Below are 16,957 nucleotides of genomic sequence, written 5' to 3' on the forward strand. Positions count from 1 at the left end.
AGAATCACCGTTTGCTTTTGATGATGGTGCCCAGGCCTTGCAGGTAGGCCACCAGCGCGTCCATTTCGGTTTTGCCCTTCACGGCGTCTTTTGCCCCGGCGATGTCTTCGTCGGTGTAAGGGACGCCGAGCGTGCGCAACACTTCCATCTTCTTGGCCGTGTCTTTGCCGTCGAGCTTGTTTTCCACGAGGAACGGGTAAGCCGGCATTTTCGACTCAGGTACCACGTTGCGCGGGTTGTACAAGTGCGCACGCTGCCAGTCATCGGAGTAACGACCGCCAACACGGGCCAGGTCCGGACCGGTACGCTTGGAACCCCACAGGAACGGGTGGTCCCAGACGCTTTCACCGGCGACCGAGTAGTGGCCGTAGCGTTCGGTTTCGGCGCGGAACGGACGGATCATCTGCGAGTGGCAGCCGACACAGCCGTTGGCGATATAGACGTCGCGGCCTTCCAGCTCCAGCGCCGAACGCGGCTTCATGCCTTCGACCGGCTTGTTGGTGACGTCCTGGAAAAACAGCGGAACGATCTGGGTCAGGCCGCCAATGCTGACGGCAATGACCATGAAGAAGGCCAGCAGGCCAATGTTCTTCTCGACAGCTTCATGCTTCATCAGTGAGCTCCAACGACAGCGATCTGGGCGGCGGCTTCGGCTTCAGCCGGGTTCGAGGCGCGCACGGTGCGCCAGACGTTGTAAGCCATCAGGAACATGCCGCTGGCGAAGAATGCGCCGCCCAGGGCACGGACGATGTAGCCCGGGTGGCTGGCCTGCAGCGCTTCGACGAACGAGTAGGTGAGGGTGCCGTCATCGTTGATTGCACGCCACATCAGGCCCTGGGTGATGCCGTTGACCCACATCGAGGCGATGTACAGCACGGTACCGATGGTCGCGAGCCAGAAGTGTGCGTTGATCAGACCGACGCTGTGCATCTGCGCCCGACCGAACAGTTTCGGGATCATGTGGTAGATCGCGCCGATCGAAATCATTGCTACCCAACCGAGAGCGCCGGCGTGAACGTGGCCGATGGTCCAGTCGGTGTAGTGCGAGAGCGAGTTGACGGTCTTGATTGCCATCATCGGCCCTTCGAAGGTCGACATGCCGTAGAACGCCAGGGAGACCACGAGGAAGCGCAGGATCGGGTCGGTGCGCAGCTTATGCCAGGCGCCCGACAGGGTCATCATGCCGTTGATCATGCCGCCCCAGCTTGGTGCCAGGAGGATGATCGACATCGCCATGCCCAGCGATTGTGCCCAGTCCGGCAGTGCGGTGTAGTGCAGGTGGTGCGGGCCGGCCCAGATGTACAGGGTGATCAGTGCCCAGAAGTGCACGATCGACAGGCGATAGGAGTAGATCGGACGTTCGGCCTGTTTCGGCACGAAGTAGTACATCATCCCCAGGAAACCGGTGGTCAGGAAGAAGCCCACGGCGTTGTGGCCGTACCACCACTGGATCATCGCGTCTGTCGCACCGGCATAGGCCGAGTAGGACTTGAAGAAGCTCACCGGCAGGGAAGCGTGGTTGACGATGTGCAGCATCGCCGTGACGACGATGAACGCGCCGTAGAACCAGTTACCGACATAGATGTGCTTGGTTTTGCGCTTGGTAATAGTGCCGAAGAACACCAGCCCATAGGAGACCCAGACAATCGCCAGCAGAATGGCGAGTGGCCATTCCAGCTCCGCGTATTCCTTGGTAGTGGTGTAACCCAGCGGCAAGGTAATGATCGCGCCGACGATGACCGCTTGCCAGCCCCAGAAGGTGAAGGCCGCGAGGCTGTCGGAAATCAGTCGCGTCTGGCAGGTTCGCTGCACGACATAGTAGGAAGTGGCAAACAGTGCACAACCACCGAAGGCGAAAATCACCAGGTTTGTGTGCAACGGGCGCAGGCGTCCAAAGCTCGTCCACGGCAGACCGAAGTTCAACTCCGGCCAGACCAGTTGCGAGGCAATGAAGACACCGAGCCCCATGCCAAGGATCCCCCAGACCACCGTCATGATGGCGAACTGGCGGACTACCTTATAGTTATAAGCAGTCGGACTGATTGCTGTGCTCATTCTAAGGTTCCACGGTTTGGGTGTTTTATTAGGATTAAAATCGGCCGCAAGTATGCAGAGAGCAGGGGGTCATTGCAACGCGCCATGACCTGGGTCAATGCTTTCCAACGCTGATTCTGCGGCCTTTCCATACGCCGCGTAAGGACAAAATTGGCCTCGGACAAAATGTCGCAGCGGACGAAAAAAGCGAGGGGTTCAGGTCACTTGTAACGGGGTGTGTTCGAACGTAGTGATCGGGTGACGGACGGTCATTGGCGCGACAGCCGGTATCTACCGGGCTTTGCGCCCTGTCAGTCAGGCGATTTGTCGAACACATCGCTCAAGGTCGACCTGGAACCGGCACGGGCCAGTCCGCATCGAGCAAGCGTAGACCCGAATCGGGGGATTCGAAAGGAGAGGGTGTGACGGGGTGCGACAATGCGTCGCAAAGGGGCTGGATGCTGCCGCACCGAGAATGGTGCGGCAGAGGTGTGTTCAATATTTTCTATTTTTTGTCTTCAGTAATCAGTTTATCTGTATTCAATCCGTGCGACAGACTGTACACATAAGCGGCAAGCAATTGCACTTTATCGTTGCCCAGCAGTTCGTTCTGCGCCGGCATGTGGCCCTGGCGACCATGGCGAATGGTCTGCTCAAGCTGCGTCAGGCTGGTGCCATAGATAAATCCGGCCGGGTGCGTCAGATTCGGCGCCCCCATGGCTTCAGTGCCGTGGCCGGTTGCCCCATGACAGGCTACGCAGGTGGTGCTGAACGCCTGCTGTCCGGCTTGCAGGTCAGCCTTGCTGTCGGCGGACAATGGCAGACCGGCCAGTTCATGACGCACATAAGCGGCCACGTTTTTCACCCCGGCCTCGCCGAGCACTTCGCCCCAGGCTGGCATCGCCGCCATCCGGCCACCCATGATGGTGGTCTTGATGGTCTCGGCGTCGCCGCCCCAACGCCAGTCGCTGTCGGCGAGATTAGGGAAGCCGAAGGCGCCCTTGGCGTCGGAGCCGTGGCACACCGAGCAGTTGGAGGCGAACAGGCGGCCACCCATTTTCAGCGCCTGCGGATCCTTCGCCACTTCTTCCAGCGGCATGGCGGCGAACTTGGCGAAAATCGGCCCGAACTTGGCGTCGGCCTTGTTCATCTCTTTTTCCCACTCGTGGACGCCGGTCCAGCCATCCTCGTAACCGGGCAGGATGCCTTTCCAGTTGCCCAGGCCCGGATAAAGGATCAGATAGCCCACGGAAAACACCAGCGTGCCGGCGAACAGCATGAACCACCACTGCGGCAGCGGGTTGTCGTACTCCTCGATGCCGTCGAAGCTGTGGCCCATGGTCTGGTCGACGCTGCCCTTGGTCTCGCCCCGGCGGGTGCCGATCAGCAGCCACGTCAGGCCGATCAGGCTGCCGATGGTCAGTACGCAGATCCACGTACTCCAGAAGGTGGTCATGGCCGGGTACTCCTTGTTTCAGATGCGGGGGTAGTGTCGGGTTGCGGTTCATCAGCGAACGGCAGCAGACGTGCTTCGGCGAACTCCGGGGTGCGCTTGCGGTTGAACACCCACAAGGTCAGGCCGACGAAGGCCACGAACACCACGACCGTGCCGAGGCCACGAATCAGGCCTGCACTCATTTCAATGACCATCGTGCTCACCTCTTGCTCTTGATCGCAGTGCCGAGCACTTGCAGGTAGGAGACGAGGGCGTCCATTTCGGTCTTGCCCTTGAGGCTGGCGACCGCGCCGCTGATGTCGTCGTCGGTGTACGGCACGCCGAGGGTGCGCATGGTCTTGAGCTTGGTTTCGGTGTGGCTGCTGTCGACCGCTTGCGTGACCAGCCACGGGTAGGCCGGCATTTTCGATTCCGGCACGACGTTGCGCGGGTTGTACAAGTGCGCGCGGTGCCAGTCATCCGAGTAGCGCGCGCCGACCCGGGCCAGGTCCGGACCGGTACGCTTGGAACCCCACAGGAACGGGTGATCCCACACGCTTTCACCGGCCACCGAGTAGTGCCCGTAGCGTTCGGTTTCGGCGCGGAACGGCCGGATCATCTGCGAGTGGCAGCCGACGCAGCCTTCGCGGATATAGATGTCGCGGCCTTCCAGTTGCAGCGCGGTGTAGGGCTTCATGCCTTCCACCGGTTTGTTGGTGACGTCCTGGAAGAACAGCGGGACGATCTGGGTCAGGCCGCCGATGCTCACGGCAAACACCATGAGCAACATCAACAGGCCGACGTTCTTTTCAATCGTTTCGTGTTTCATGGCGGACTCCTCAGGCCATCTGCGCGGCAGCAACGACGTCAGCAGGCTGCGAGGCCCGCACGGTGCGCCAGGTGTTGTAAGCCATCAGGAACATGCCGCTGAGGAAGATCGCCCCACCCACCAACCGCACGACGAAGCCTGGGTGGCTGGCCACCAGGGTTTCGACGAAGGAGTAGGTCAGCGTGCCGTCCTCGTTCACCGCGCGCCACATCAGGCCCTGGGCAATGCCGTTGACCCACATCGACGCGATGTAGAGCACGGTGCCGATGGTCGCGAGCCAGAAGTGCGCGTTGATCAAGCCGACGCTGTGCATCTGCGCTTTGCCGAAGATTTTCGGGATCATGTGGTACAGCGCACCGATGGAAATCATTGCTACCCAACCGAGGGCGCCGGCGTGTACGTGGCCGATGGTCCAGTCGGTGTAATGGGAGAGGGCGTTGACCGTTTTGATCGCCATCATCGGACCTTCGAAGGTCGACATGCCGTAGAACGCCAGCGAGACCACGAGGAAGCGCAGGATCGGGTCGCTGCGCAACTTATGCCAGGCGCCCGAGAGGGTCATCATGCCGTTGATCATGCCGCCCCAGCTCGGAGCCAGCAGAATCAGCGACATCACCATGCCCAGCGACTGTGCCCAGTCCGGCAGCGCGGTGTAGTGCAAGTGGTGCGGGCCGGCCCAGATGTACAAGGTGATAAGTGCCCAGAAGTGCACGATCGACAGGCGATACGAGTACACCGGACGTTCGGCCTGTTTCGGCACGAAGTAGTACATCATCCCGAGGAAACCGGCGGTGAGGAAAAAGCCTACGGCGTTGTGGCCGTACCACCATTGCACCATCGCGTCGGTTGCACCGGCGTACACCGAGTAGGACTTGGTGAAGCTCACCGGCAACTCAAGGTTGTTGACGATGTGCAGAATCGCCACGGTGATGATGAACGCGCCGAAGAACCAGTTGCCCACATAGATGTGCTTGGTCTTGCGCTGCATGATCGTGCCGAAGAACACGACGGCGTAGGCGACCCAGACGATGGTGATCAGGATGTCGATCGGCCATTCCAGCTCGGCGTACTCCTTGGAGCTGGTGTAACCCAGTGGCAGGCTGATGGCCGCTAGCAGGATCACCAGTTGCCAGCCCCAGAAGCAGAACGCGGCGATTTTCGGCGCAAACAATTGCGTCTGGCAGGTGCGTTGCACCGAGTAGAACGAACTGGCGAACAGCGCACAGCCACCGAACGCGAAGATCACCGCGTTGGTGTGCAGCGGGCGCAGACGGCCGAAACTGGTCCAGGGCAAATTGAAGTTGAGTTCGGGCCAGACCAATTGGGCCGCGAGAAAAACCCCGAGGCCCATGCCGACGATGCCCCACACCACCGTCATAATGGCGAATTGGCGGACCACCTTGTAGTTGTAGGCGGTACTGATAGAAGTGTTCATGGTTCCCCATCCACGGTTCAGCCGAAGTGAGCGCGCGCAAGACACGCGGCGAATCCTTCGTCTGGAGTTATAGGCAGACTAAAAGCGAGGCAAGCATGGACAAACAGCACAAGGCCAGTATTGACGGGGATCAATGGGCGCAGTGCGTGCGGGATCGTGGGTGGCTTTGGAACGCCGCCAGTGGTGAGGCTTCTGCGACGTTGATCCTTGCCCACGGTGCTGGTGCGCCGATGGACAGTGACTGGATGAACGATATGGCTCGGCGCCTTGCTGCACTGGGTGTGAACGTGTTGCGGTTTGAGTTTGCGTATATGGCGCAGCGGCGGGTTGATGGGGTGAAGCGGCCGCCGAATCCTGCTGCGAAATTGCAGGAATGCTGGCGTGAGGTGTATGCCGAGGTGCGACGTCATGTCACTGGGGTTTTGGCCGTGGGCGGGAAGTCTATGGGTGGGCGGATGGCGAGTCTGCTTGCCGATGAGCTTGGCGCGGATGCGTTGGTTTGCCTGGGTTATCCGTTTTATGCGGTTGGGAAGCCGGAGAAGCCTCGGGTTGAGCATTTGGCTTCTTTGCGGACGCGGACGTTGATTGTTCAGGGCGAGCGGGATGCGTTGGGGAGTCGGGGCGCTGTCGAGGCTTACGATCTATCGCCGAGTATTGAGGTGTTTTGGTTGGCGGCGGGGGATCATGATTTGAAGCCGCTTAGGGTTTCCGGGTTTACGCATGAGCAGCATTTGGCTGCCGCCGCGCAGAGGGTAGCCGAAACTCTCAAGGGTTCACCAAAATTCTGAACTCCATAGAGATCGGCTCCCTTTCCCCCTCGCCCCCTTGGGGGAGAGGGCTGGGGTGAGGGGGTAGATCTTGAACGCGACACATTTTTCAATCTGAGTACATATCCATTGCTGCCGTAACGGCCACTTAGGGTTTCGCCCTGACGGCGACTCACTTTTTTTACAAACGCCTAAAAAAAGTAAGCAAAAAAACGCTTGCTCCTACGTACGGCCCGCTCGCTAAGGCTCGGGGTTCCTTCGCTGCGGGATCGATCCGGGCGCAGCGCCTACGGTTTGCTTCGCTGCACCTCCTCTCGCTGTGTTTGGCTGCGCCAAACGGTCGCTGCGCTCCCACGCCCGGATCAATCCCTCCACTCAGCCTTCCGACGTCGCTCGTGGATCAAGATCAAGAGCGGCAGCCGAGCTAACGCTCATCCTGTTGAGTGGTGAGAAGCACAGCGTGGTCGGCTTTGGATTTGTGGTGGATTCGCCCCTCACCCCAGCCCTCTCCCAGAGGGAGAGGGAGCCGATTTGTGAGCCTTTCAGAATCTGGGTTCAACTCGGTATCGCACGTCGGCGTAGCTCTCCCAAACACTTCGCTCAGTCCCCTCTCCCTATGGGAGAGGGTTGGTGAGGGGCTTTTGATCTGTTTCAGAATCTGAGTTCAGCTCGGTATTTCACGTCGGCGTAGCTCTCCCAAACACTTCGGTCAGTCCCCTCTCCCTCTGGGAGAGGGTTAGGGTGAGGGGCAATTTCGCTGACACGATAAAGAACTGGAAGCGCTCACTGTCCGGCATTTCCCGTGCACAAACATGATTTTGTGAGCACGTTTAAATTACACAACCCGTTACGCCACGGGGCCTACAACACCTTGCGCCGTTACCTACGCGTACGCCAGAATCCGCCTGCTTACGCGGCTATGAGGTGGGTTGTATCGTGTCCCTGTCACTGAAAAACAGTGATCGGGTTTGGTAGCCCGCTTCGAAACCGTATTGTGTCACCGTATGCAGCCCCTTTCTGGGGGCTCAGATTTTTATGGTGGACATGCGTGGGGCTCATTCGTGAGCGCCGGGTTTCCCGTTTCGACCGGTCTACCAACCCACGTATGGCCACCACCCACTCGTTTGGTAGCGAGGGTGATGGCTCCTAATATTCGAAACTGGAGTTACACCTATGTTCAAAATCACACCAAACCCGCCCGTTACCGATCCAATCCCCCACGACCCAGCGCTCAGCCCGCAAAAGATCAAAGACGCAACCGATCGCGCCCTCGACTACTACCTCCGACCCGAAGCCCTGGGGGCTCCACCAAGCTCGCCAAAATTTCGCCCGGTCTATCTCGTCGACCCCACGCTGGATGACGAAACCCTGCTGGTCGAGGCGAGCGAGTCGCTTTCATACGCCCATGCCATGGCCGGTAATATCGCCAATTCAATAGGCGGTCCGGAGCGCAAACCGCTGCTGGCGCTGCAACAGGTGATCATGCTCAACGAGCTGTTGGTCAATCGGCTGCTGGATAAGCTGAAGTTGCCTCAGTAATTTCGCTGGCTGTTATGGCCTCTTCGCGAGCAGGCTCACTCCTACATTGGATCTGCGGTGATCACAGATTGTGAGCCCGACAACGATCCCCTGTAGGAGTGAGCCTGCTCGCGATGAGGCCTGCCAGACTCCACAAATTCCAGATCAAAAAGAAAAAGCCCGGACAGCTTTCGCCGTTCGGGCTTCCAAGATCAAAAGATCGCAGCCTGCGGCAGCTCCTGCACGGTGTCATCTTTCGATGTACCTCGATGGGGACTTGCCCGAAGTGGCAGCGATCAACTCTGCCAGTGTCAGTCGGCTTCAGGTGGTCTCAGCCTGGTCATGGTGAAAGTTCCCTTGGGATTCAGACGATAGCGATGACTTTTGAACACGGCCTCGAATGATCCCGTAGCGATGTCCGTTTCAGGGTCATATTTGATGCTGAGAGTCGCCGAGTCCGCGTCTACCGTAGCCATTCCGGTAAATCCCGGCGGCGCAGGGATCCAATGGCTATGTCCAAATGTCAGCCCGTCGCTGAGGTTATAGACGCCTGTGAGTGCCTCATCGGATTGGTAGAGCAGCGTCATGGAGAAAGCAAAATAGCTTTCATCGTCGAAATTTCCCGTTCCACCACTAATGGCCCAATACGGCTCACCAAAAAACTCGCCCCGATAGAAAGATCTGAATTTGGCTGTTTTCTGTTTACCGCCCAATTTCCATTGAAATTTGTCATCGCGCACCAGTGGCTTTTTCGGGAGAAAAATAACTTGAGTGGTCATTGTCAAACCTGCCTTTTCGAGTAAGAGGAGGTGTTACAACCGACTGCAATTACGGTTTCTCTTGATACCCGCTCGAACAGATGTGCGTCTACTGTCAGATCTGACAGGTAGTGCAGGCAATAAAAACCCCGGAAGCTTTCGCTGTCCGGGGTTTTTGTTATCGCCAGCTCAATCAGCGGTTAAACCGCTCCACCAACGAGTACTGCGTATTCGCCGTCTTCGTCAGCTCTTCACTCAGCAACGCCGAGTTATGCGCCTGTTCCGACGTCTGATCCGCCAACTCCGAAATATTGCTGATGTTGCGGCTGATCTCTTCAGCCACCGCACTTTGCTCTTCGGTCGCAGCGGCGATCTGCGTGGTCATGTCGGTGATGTTGGCCACCGCTTCACTGATCCCGACCAACGCCTGATCCGCTTCCAGTACCCGCGCCACACCTTCTTCAGCCTGACGATGCCCGGCTTCCATGGTTTGCACGGCACTCGAAGCCGTTTGCTGCAACTTGGCGATCAGGGCGTGAATCTGCCCGGTCGATTCGCTGGTGCGTTGCGCCAGTTGACGCACTTCGTCAGCTACCACGGCAAAACCACGGCCCATTTCACCGGCACGCGCGGCTTCGATCGCAGCGTTGAGGGCGAGCAGGTTGGTCTGGTCGGCGATGCCTTTGATCACGTCGACCACGCCGCCGATTTCGTCGCTGTCCTTGGCCAGTTGGGTCACGGTCAGGCCGGTTTCGCCGACGACTACGGACAGACGCTGAATGGCTTCGCGGGTTTCGCCGGCGATGTCACGACCGCGACCGGTCAGGCGATTGGCTTCCTGAGTCGCGTCAGCAGTGCGCTGTACGTGGCTTGCCACTTCCTGGGTGGTGGCGGCCATCTGGTTGACGGCGGTGGCGACCTGTTCGGTTTCCACGCGCTGACGTTCCAGACCGCTGGAGCTGTTGTGCGCCAGGGCGTCGGACTGCTTGGCCTGATCGGTCAGGTGTTCGGCAGTATCCTGCAGACGGGTCAGGCAGGTTTTCAGGCGGGCTTCCTGGCTGAGGATCGACATTTCCAGACGCGCCTGGGCGCCACGGCTGTCGGTGTACATCTGCGCGATCAGCGGGTCGGAGGTGGTTTGCTCGGCCAGGCGCAGCAGGCGTTTGAGCCCGCGTTGTTGCCATTGCAGGCCCATCAGGCCCAGCGGTACTGACAAACCGGCGGCCAGAGCGAAGCCCCATTGCGAGTTCAGGGTCGCGCCGATCACGAAGCTCAGTTGGCTGACCAGAATGAACGGCAGCCAGTCCTGCAGCACCGGCAGCCATTTATCGCTGGAAGGGATCGCCGACTTGCCCTGGTTGATGCGTTGGTAGAGCGCTTCGGCACGGCGGATCTGTTCGGCGGTGGGTTTGATCCGCACCGACTCGTAACCGACCACCTGATTGCCGTCGAACACCGGTGTTACATAGGCGTTCACCCAGTAGTGGTCACCGGATTTGCAGCGATTCTTGACAATGCCCATCCATGGCAAGCCTTGTTTCAGTGTGCCCCACATGTGCGAAAACACCGCAGCCGGCACGTCGGGGTGACGGACCAGGTTGTGCGGCGCACGGATCAGTTCCTCACGCGAAAACCCGCTGATTTCGACGAAAGCGTCGTTGCAGTAGGTGATCACGCCCTTGGCGTCGGTTGTGGAAATCAACCGCTGCTGAGCCGGGAAAGTCCGTTCGCGTTGTGTAATGGGCTGGTTATTACGCATGGTTTTTCAATCCGCAAGGCTTTGAAAGGTTGTCGGCGGTGACAGCTTTTTATTGAAATTTTTTTTCAATAATCAGCACAGCGTCGCAAAACGGCGCTTGCTTCAGCCGGCGAGCATCGGATAGGTGAACAGGCCAAAATGCAGCAGATTCAGCCCGAAATGCGTGGCGATCGCCGCACCGAGGCCGCCAAAACGGTAGGCCAGACCATAGCCAACCCCCGCCAGCCCCGCCAGCAGCATCCACTGCCATCCCGCGCCGAAATGCGCCAGGGCAAAGATCAGCGAAGCCAGCAGCAGCGCGAGGTTGTCGCCATGGGGCAGGCGCTTGAAGAGCCGGCTCAAGCCTCCCTGTATGTAGCCGCGAAACAGCGCCTCCTCGACCAGGGTCACCAGCAGCAGATTGTTCAGCAGCCACAGCCATGCCTGATCGGGCCACTTCGGTGCCCAGGCAATCATCCCGAACAACAGCGCGCCGCCCAGCGCCAGGACTGCGCTCAACGTCAGGGCGAGGACGCTGGCGTACGCTGTCAGGCGCAGCGAACGTGCCGCGACAATCCACGGGCAGGCCAGCAGCAGCCAGAAGCCGATCAAGGGCTTGTCCAGGTTCAGGTACATCGCGAACGGCACGGCGTCGTCGGTGAAACGCAGCCGGGCGATGGCCCGACCGTTGTCGAACCCCGGCAACCAGTGCAACGCCAGCGACAGGGCGAGGAAGATGAACAGAGCGTGCCCGAGCAGACGCGCCACCGGTACCTGCTGTTGGCGCACGGCGAAACCGGCCACCAGCAACAATCCGACCGAGATCAGCGCGAGCCAGCCGAGGTGGCCAATGCTCAGCGCCCATCCATAACCGAGGCTGAGAAGGGCCAAATAGAGCCATGGCAACGCCTTCATCGAAAGTCCTTGTGCAGAATTTTGTGGAAGGGCTTTCTACACGGACGGGGGCGTGGGGACAAGTAAAGGTGTGGCGGGAGGTGGGGACAACACAAAATACTATCGTCAGACACAGATCCCAACTGTGGGAGCGGACTTGCTCGCGAAGGCGTCGGCCCATTCGACATCAATGTTGCCTGACCTACCGCTTTCGCGAGCAGGCTCACTCCTACAATGGTCCAGCGGCAAGCCACCCATCCCGATCCAACCCCCAGTCCCCGGTAGGAGTGAGCCCGCTCCCACAGGGGATCTTTGTGTGGCTGAGGAATCAGCTCAAATTGAGTTTCGCTGCCGCGCGTTCAGTAATCGCCGTACGCGTCTTCAACGACGCCGCTGCACGATTACGAGCCTCTTCGACGACAGCACTCGGTGCCGTCTCCGGACTGCCCGATTCAAACGGCGGTGCCGGCGCATATTCCAGTTGCAACTGGATCAACTGTGCCGCCTCGGCTCCCACCAGTTCGGCGGCCAGCACCAGCGCAAAGTCGATCCCCGCCGTAATCCCGCCACCGGTAAACAGATTGCCGTGGCGCACCACCCGATCCTGCACCGCAATCGCGCCGAGCTTCGGCAGCAGTTCGTGATAGGCCCAGTGGGTGGTCGCGCGTTTGCCCTGCAGCAGTCCCGCCGCGCCCAGCACCAAGGAGCCGGTGCACACCGACGTCACATACCTAGCCTGCGCCGCCTGACGCTTGATGAACCCCAGCGTCTGCTCATCTTCCATCAACGCGCCGACCCCGGCGCCTCCGGGCACGCAGATCACATCCAGGTCCGGACAGTCGTCGAAGCTGATGGTCGGTTTCAGCAGCAGGCCGGTGCTGGCAGTGACCGGCACCAGATCCTTCCAGATCAGGTGCATCTTTACGTCCGGCAGCGAGGCCAGTACGTCATAAGGGCCGGTCAGGTCCAGTTGCTGCACCTGTGGAAACAACAGAAAACCGATCTGCAACGTCATGGGGTATTTCTCCATTTGAGGGGTGGACGGCTTCACTGTAGGCGCGTAGGTTCTGGCGTATACGCCAATAACCCCACCAATTACGCCAAAATGCCCAAAGCCATTCACGTACTCGCGTTCGCCAACATGCAGATCCTCGACGTCACCGGGCCGCTGCAAGTCTTCGCCTCGGCCAACGACATCGCCCGCCAGCGCGGCTTGCCCGTACCGTATGCGCCGTCGGTGATTGCCCGCGAGGGCGGGTCGGTGATGTCTTCGGCAGGGCTGGCGGTACTGGCCGAGCCGTTGCCGCAGGAGGCCAGCGATACCTTGATCATTGCCGGAGGCTGGGGCATTTACCCGGCGGCCGAGGATGAGGCCCTGGTGGACTGGGTGCGCGAACACGCCGCCAGTTGCCGCCGCGTGGCCTCGGTGTGCACCGGCGCCTTTCTATTGGCAGCCAGCGGCTGGCTCGACGGCCGCCGCGTGGTCACCCACTGGACCCGCTGCGAGCAACTGGCGCAGCAGCATCCGAAGCTGCAAGTCGAAGCCAATCCGATCTTCATCAACGACGGCCCGGTCTGGACCTCGGCGGGCGTCACCGCCGGCATCGATCTGGCGCTGGCGATGGTCGAACAAGACCTCGGCCGCGACATCGCCCTCGACGTCGCCCGGCACCTGGTGGTGTTCCTCAAACGCCCGGGCGGGCAATCGCAATTCAGCGTGACCTTGGCCCTGCAAAATCAGGGCAATCGTTTTGACGAGCTGCACGCCTGGATCGCCGAAAACCTGACCTGCGACCTCGGCGTGCCGACCCTGGCCGAACAGGCCTGCATGAGCGAACGCAGCTTCGTCCGCCACTATCGCGCCGACACCGGTCAGACCCCGGCCCGCGCCATCGAACTGATCCGCGTCGAAACCGCCCGGCGTCTGCTCAGTGACACCGGGCTGCCGGTCAAGCGCATTGCGGCCAATTGCGGGTTTGGCAGTGAAGAGACGTTGCGGCGCAGTTTTCTACGGGCGCTTGGCGTGACGCCGCAGGCGTATCGGGAGCGGTTTTCGGTCAGTGCTGTTGCAGATCAAGCCTCAGCTTCCGCCACCTGATTGAAATACTTCGTCCGATCCGGGGTAAACGTTACCCGCATCTTCGTCCGCGAACAGGTCAGTGCACGTTCTTCAGCCAGATCAATATCCAGATCCTCACCACGTAAGCCCTGCCACTGCGCCAGATACTTCAGCGAACCGTATTTCTCGTTCTTCTTCAGGCTCCGGCTCACGCCACCTTTCCAGCCGAGTACCGGCAGTTCATTGGCACAGCAGCGTTGCGCGAGGTCGGGGAAGCGTACGGCGCGCTGGCGGCCGATTTCCCAGCATTTGATCAGGCCTTTGTCGGCGGCTTCCCAGAGTTGGGTGCGGGTCAGGCCGGTGCGCAGGGGCGTGGCGATGGGACGGTGGACGTGCTGGGTCATTCTGGTTCCTTGAATTCGGGTTTTATTGGACAGCTCCGCTGTGCCCGTTGCGGTGGATGGTAGGGGGGGATGTAACAGCTGGCAACAAGGTATTTCAGGGTGTAAGTGCAAGTTGCAGGGGGGGAATTGGGTGGGATTTGTTTAACAGATGCAGGCATCAAGTCACACCCTCTGTGGCGAGGGGATTTATCCCCGATCGGCTGCGCAGCAGTCGCAAAGCCAGGCAATGCGGTGTTGCCGGAGCAATCGGAGGGGCAGAAGCGAGGCGGCTTTGCAGCCCGTCGGGGATAAATCCCCTCACTACAGGGGATCTGATTCTGTTTATTTCTGTGTAGGGATTAGCCAGTTAAAGAGGCGAGATGCGGCAGATTTCCTACACGCGCTGACGAAATTACGGCTGCCACTCACGCTTTTCCCCGCTCAAGCGCCGATCGAGAAAACTCGCCGCACTGATCAGCGCCAGATGCGTCAGTGCCTGCGGGGTGTTGCCAAGATGCCGGCCATGGCTGTCGAACTCTTCGGCGTACAGCCCCAGCGGGTTGGCATAACGCAGCAGTTGTTCGAACTCCAGATGCGCCTTTTCCACCTGCCCGGCGCGGGCCAGACACTCGACGTACCAGAACGAACATGCGGCAAACGCGCCTTCGGTGCCGGCCAGGCCGTCAATGTTGCTGTCATCATTGCGGTAGCGGTAAACCATGCCGTCGCGCACCAGATGTTTTTCGATGGCTTCGAGGGTCGACAGCCAGCGCGGGTCCTTGGCGCTGACGAAACGCACCAGCGGCATCAGCAGCATCGAGCCGTCGAGCGCGGTGCCGCCCTTGTACTGGACGAAATGTCCGCGCTCCTCGTTCCAGAAGTTGTCCCAGATGTCGGCGTAAATCGCCTGCCGGGTCTGATCCCACTGAACGAACGGTGCCGGCAGCGAGCGTTTCGAGGCCAGGCGAATGGCCCGGTCCAGCGCCACCCAGCACATCAGCCGCGAATGCAGGAAGTGATGCTGCTCACCACGCATTTCCCAAATGCCTACGTCGGTGGTCTGCCAGGTCTCACACACTTGATCGACCACTTCACGCACGTGTTTCCAGCCTTCGTGGGAAATCGCGTCGCCGTATTTGTTGACCAGATACACCGCGTCCATCAGCTCGCCGAAGATATCCAGCTGAATCTGCTCATACGCGCCGTTGCCGATGCGCACCGGTTGCGCGCCGCCGTGACCGGACAAGTGCGAAAGCTCGGTTTCCGGCAACTCCTGACGACCATCCACCGCATACAGAATGTTGAGCTTCATCGGCTGACCGCGGCAATCGCTGACCCGTCCGCGCAGCCAGCTCATATAGGCGTTGGCCTCACCGACGAAGCCCAGGCGCATGAACGCATAGACGGTGAACGAGGCGTCGCGGATCCAGGTGTAGCGGTAATCCCAGTTGCGTTCGCCGCCGGGGGTTTCCGGCAGGCCGAAAGTGGCGGCGGCGAGGATCGCGCCATGCTTGCGTGAGGTCAGCAGCTTCAGCGCCAGCGCCGAGCGATTGACCATTTCTCGCCAGCGCCCGCGATAGTTGGACTGGCCGATCCAGTCACGCCAGAACTTCAGCGTGCGCTCCAGACACAGTTTGGCGGTGTCATTGCGAAAGCGTGGGTCTTCGGCGCCACCGAGAATGAATTCGGCGGTTTCGTTCTGCTTCAAACTGAACGAGGCGACTGCCGATGCGCCATCGATGTGCAGCGCCTGGTCCGCCACCAACCGCAGCGACGGCTGGCCCTCGGCGCTGAAAATCACCGACTGCTGGTCCGTCTGCGCCCTGGTGCTGGCGCGGGCGTAGTCGTGACGCACCGCGCAGCGCATGTGGAAGGTTGCCTCGCCGCTGACCACCCGCACCCGACGCATGAGCATCGGCAGGTCATCCTCGCTGTCGCCCACCGGCAGCAGGTCGGTGATTTCCACCACGGCGTATTCGCTGAGCCAGCGGGTCTGTAAAACGTTGGTGTCGGGTAGGTAGATCTGCTCGCGGCGGGCGTCGGGCAGGTCCGGTGCGAGCTGGAAAATCCCCGCGTCGGGGGTGTCCAGCAGCGAACAGAATATCGATGGGCTGTCGAACTCCGGCCAGCAGAAAAAATCCACGCTGCCCTTGTCGTTGACCAGTGCCGCACTGCGCATGTCGCCGATGATGCCGTGGGCGTCAATCGGGCTTTGTCGTTCGAGGTGATGCTCAGCCATTGCCGCGAAACTCCGGATAAAGACTCATGCCGCCGTCGATGAACAGGGTGGTGCCGACGATGTAGTCGGCGGCGTCGGAGGCGAGGAACACTACCGCGTTGGCCACGTCCTCGACGTCGCCGATACGGCCGTAGGGGATCAGCTCCAGTAGTTTTTCACCGGCCGCGCCTTGCGTGGCCTCTTTATTGATTGCCGTGCGAATCGCCCCCGGCGCGATGCCGTTGACGCGGATACGCTGATGGCTGACTTCCTGAGCGAGGGTCTGCATCAACTGATCGACGCCGCCCTTGGACGCTGCGTAGTTGACGTGCCCAGCCCATGGAATGCGCTGGTGTACCGAGCTCATGTGAATGATCTTGCCGGCCGCCCGGGACACGCCTTCACGCACGCCTTGCCGGTTGAAAATCCGCAGTGCGGCGCGGGCGCAGAGGAACTGGCCGGTGAGGTTGACGCCGATCACTGTGTTCCAGTCTTCGAGGGTCATGTCCACGGCCGCCGCATCCTTTTGCAGGCCGGAATTGGCCACCAGAATGTCCAGCGAACCAAAGGCCTCGAGAGTCTCGGCGAACAGCCGTTCGACCTCGTTTTCCTTCGACACATCGGCAGCGATGGCCAGTGCCTGACCGCCGTCGGCGATGATCTGCCGGGCCAGCGCCTGCGCAGGTTCTGGCTGACGGTTGTAGTTGATGACCACCGCAGCACCGGCAGCGGCCAGCGCTCGGGCGGCGGCATGGCCGATGCCGGAGCTGGCGCCGGTGATCAGGGCTACTTGTCGGGCGAGGGAGATCTGCATGCGAAGTCGCGCCTTGAGTCAGGGTCTATTCAGCTGACTGGTCGCGGGCCATGAGAGTTCATTCGGTGGTGCGGT

16 protein-coding genes are annotated in these 16,957 nt (G+C 60.3%); 3 read left to right on the top strand and 13 right to left on the bottom strand.

All coding sequences use genetic code 11. The features are described 5' to 3' along the window. Nucleotides 1–4 precede the first annotated feature (4 nt). From ccoO (QMK55_RS22925) to ccoN (QMK55_RS22950), 6 genes are all read right to left on the bottom strand, one after another. Nucleotides 5–613, bottom strand: coding sequence for a cytochrome-c oxidase, cbb3-type subunit II (gene ccoO / locus QMK55_RS22925; RefSeq protein ID WP_024164411.1), 609 nt, complete (start codon nt 611–613; stop codon nt 5–7). Continuing rightward, on the bottom strand, nt 613–2,055 hold the full coding sequence (ccoN, locus tag QMK55_RS22930) for a cytochrome-c oxidase, cbb3-type subunit I (protein WP_102358142.1): 1,443 nt from the start codon (nt 2,053–2,055) through the stop codon (nt 613–615). The genes ccoO (QMK55_RS22925) and ccoN (QMK55_RS22930) overlap by 1 nt, the downstream gene beginning before the upstream one ends. A 484-nt stretch (nt 2,056–2,539) precedes the next feature. Next, on the bottom strand, nt 2,540–3,490 hold the full coding sequence (ccoP, locus tag QMK55_RS22935; RefSeq protein ID WP_320330010.1) for a cytochrome-c oxidase, cbb3-type subunit III: 951 nt from the start codon (nt 3,488–3,490) through the stop codon (nt 2,540–2,542). Next, on the bottom strand, nt 3,487–3,684 hold the full coding sequence (locus QMK55_RS22940) for a cbb3-type cytochrome oxidase subunit 3 (RefSeq protein WP_102358145.1): 198 nt from the start codon (nt 3,682–3,684) through the stop codon (nt 3,487–3,489). Before QMK55_RS22940 ends, ccoP begins: the two co-directional genes overlap by 4 nt. 5 nt (nt 3,685–3,689) lie before the next feature. After that, nucleotides 3,690–4,298, bottom strand: a complete 609-nt coding sequence (gene ccoO, locus QMK55_RS22945; RefSeq protein ID WP_003223389.1) for a cytochrome-c oxidase, cbb3-type subunit II — start codon at nt 4,296–4,298, stop codon at nt 3,690–3,692. 10 nt (nt 4,299–4,308) lie between these two features. Then, nucleotides 4,309–5,733 (bottom strand): cytochrome-c oxidase, cbb3-type subunit I, encoded by a 1,425-nt coding sequence (gene ccoN / locus QMK55_RS22950; protein WP_320330011.1) that lies wholly within the window; start codon nt 5,731–5,733, stop codon nt 4,309–4,311. A 95-nt stretch (nt 5,734–5,828) separates the two neighbouring features. Between ccoN (QMK55_RS22950) and QMK55_RS22955 the strand changes: the two genes are divergently transcribed. After that, a complete protein-coding gene (locus tag QMK55_RS22955) occupies nt 5,829–6,521 on the top strand; it encodes an alpha/beta family hydrolase (protein WP_102358147.1) in 693 nt (230 codons plus the stop codon). A gap of 1,152 nt (nt 6,522–7,673) precedes the next feature. Further along, nucleotides 7,674–8,039: a DUF6124 family protein gene (locus tag QMK55_RS22960; protein ID WP_102355632.1), complete on the top strand. Its 366-nt coding sequence runs from the start codon at nt 7,674–7,676 to the stop codon at nt 8,037–8,039. Nucleotides 8,040–8,329: 290 nt separating this feature from the next. Here the strand turns inward: QMK55_RS22960 and QMK55_RS22965 are convergent, their stop codons facing one another. From QMK55_RS22965 to inhA, 4 genes are all read right to left on the bottom strand, one after another. After that, entirely contained in the window at nt 8,330–8,797 is a 468-nt protein-coding gene (locus QMK55_RS22965) for a hypothetical protein (protein ID WP_102355631.1), read from the bottom strand. Between the two features lie 172 nt (nt 8,798–8,969). Further along, nucleotides 8,970–10,535: a methyl-accepting chemotaxis protein gene (locus tag QMK55_RS22970; RefSeq protein ID WP_097087658.1), complete on the bottom strand. Its 1,566-nt coding sequence runs from the start codon at nt 10,533–10,535 to the stop codon at nt 8,970–8,972. A gap of 102 nt (nt 10,536–10,637) precedes the next feature. Further along, nucleotides 10,638–11,429, bottom strand: a complete 792-nt coding sequence (locus tag QMK55_RS22975) for a CPBP family intramembrane glutamic endopeptidase (protein ID WP_102355630.1) — start codon at nt 11,427–11,429, stop codon at nt 10,638–10,640. A gap of 307 nt (nt 11,430–11,736) precedes the next feature. After that, nucleotides 11,737–12,423, bottom strand: coding sequence for an isonitrile hydratase (gene inhA / locus QMK55_RS22980; protein WP_102355628.1), 687 nt, complete (start codon nt 12,421–12,423; stop codon nt 11,737–11,739). 90 nt (nt 12,424–12,513) lie between these two features. Here inhA and QMK55_RS22985 point away from each other — a divergent pair, with 90 nt between their 5' ends. Beyond that, nucleotides 12,514–13,506 (top strand): GlxA family transcriptional regulator, encoded by a 993-nt coding sequence (locus tag QMK55_RS22985; RefSeq protein ID WP_320330012.1) that lies wholly within the window; start codon nt 12,514–12,516, stop codon nt 13,504–13,506. Here the strand turns inward: QMK55_RS22985 and QMK55_RS22990 are convergent. From QMK55_RS22990 to QMK55_RS23000, 3 genes are all read right to left on the bottom strand, one after another. Next, nucleotides 13,482–13,871 (bottom strand): hypothetical protein, encoded by a 390-nt coding sequence (locus tag QMK55_RS22990; protein WP_102355626.1) that lies wholly within the window; start codon nt 13,869–13,871, stop codon nt 13,482–13,484. The genes QMK55_RS22985 and QMK55_RS22990 overlap by 25 nt on opposite strands. 391 nt (nt 13,872–14,262) lie before the next feature. Beyond that, entirely contained in the window at nt 14,263–16,089 is a 1,827-nt protein-coding gene (locus QMK55_RS22995) for a glycoside hydrolase family 15 protein (RefSeq protein WP_320330013.1), read from the bottom strand. Further along, nucleotides 16,082–16,882, bottom strand: a complete 801-nt coding sequence (locus tag QMK55_RS23000) for a glucose 1-dehydrogenase (RefSeq protein ID WP_320330014.1) — start codon at nt 16,880–16,882, stop codon at nt 16,082–16,084. Before QMK55_RS23000 ends, QMK55_RS22995 begins: the two co-directional genes overlap by 8 nt. Nucleotides 16,883–16,957 lie beyond the last annotated feature (75 nt).

Source organism: Pseudomonas sp. P8_229 (genome assembly GCF_034008635.1).
Classification (GTDB): domain Bacteria; phylum Pseudomonadota; class Gammaproteobacteria; order Pseudomonadales; family Pseudomonadaceae; genus Aquipseudomonas.

What these genes read in the sequence shown, in the direction of transcription:
- QMK55_RS23000 (WP_320330014.1), bottom strand. Translation starts at nt 16,882, where the DNA reads ATGCAGATCTCCCTCGCCCGACAAGTAGCCCTGATCACCGGCGCCAGC.
- QMK55_RS22995 (WP_320330013.1), bottom strand. Translation starts at nt 16,089, where the DNA reads ATGGCTGAGCATCACCTCGAACGACAAAGCCCGATTGACGCCCACGGC.
- ccoO (WP_024164411.1), bottom strand. Translation starts at nt 613, where the DNA reads ATGAAGCATGAAGCTGTCGAGAAGAACATTGGCCTGCTGGCCTTCTTC.
- QMK55_RS22960 (WP_102355632.1), top strand. Translation starts at nt 7,674, where the DNA reads ATGTTCAAAATCACACCAAACCCGCCCGTTACCGATCCAATCCCCCAC.
- QMK55_RS22985 (WP_320330012.1), top strand. Translation starts at nt 12,514, where the DNA reads ATGCCCAAAGCCATTCACGTACTCGCGTTCGCCAACATGCAGATCCTC.
- ccoN (WP_102358142.1), bottom strand. Translation starts at nt 2,055, where the DNA reads ATGAGCACAGCAATCAGTCCGACTGCTTATAACTATAAGGTAGTCCGC.
- ccoP (WP_320330010.1), bottom strand. Translation starts at nt 3,490, where the DNA reads ATGACCACCTTCTGGAGTACGTGGATCTGCGTACTGACCATCGGCAGC.
- QMK55_RS22965 (WP_102355631.1), bottom strand. Translation starts at nt 8,797, where the DNA reads ATGACCACTCAAGTTATTTTTCTCCCGAAAAAGCCACTGGTGCGCGAT.
- ccoO (WP_003223389.1), bottom strand. Translation starts at nt 4,298, where the DNA reads ATGAAACACGAAACGATTGAAAAGAACGTCGGCCTGTTGATGTTGCTC.
- QMK55_RS22975 (WP_102355630.1), bottom strand. Translation starts at nt 11,429, where the DNA reads ATGAAGGCGTTGCCATGGCTCTATTTGGCCCTTCTCAGCCTCGGTTAT.
- QMK55_RS22990 (WP_102355626.1), bottom strand. Translation starts at nt 13,871, where the DNA reads ATGACCCAGCACGTCCACCGTCCCATCGCCACGCCCCTGCGCACCGGC.
- QMK55_RS22970 (WP_097087658.1), bottom strand. Translation starts at nt 10,535, where the DNA reads ATGCGTAATAACCAGCCCATTACACAACGCGAACGGACTTTCCCGGCT.
- QMK55_RS22955 (WP_102358147.1), top strand. Translation starts at nt 5,829, where the DNA reads ATGGACAAACAGCACAAGGCCAGTATTGACGGGGATCAATGGGCGCAG.
- QMK55_RS22940 (WP_102358145.1), bottom strand. Translation starts at nt 3,684, where the DNA reads ATGGTCATTGAAATGAGTGCAGGCCTGATTCGTGGCCTCGGCACGGTC.
- ccoN (WP_320330011.1), bottom strand. Translation starts at nt 5,733, where the DNA reads ATGAACACTTCTATCAGTACCGCCTACAACTACAAGGTGGTCCGCCAA.
- inhA (WP_102355628.1), bottom strand. Translation starts at nt 12,423, where the DNA reads ATGACGTTGCAGATCGGTTTTCTGTTGTTTCCACAGGTGCAGCAACTG.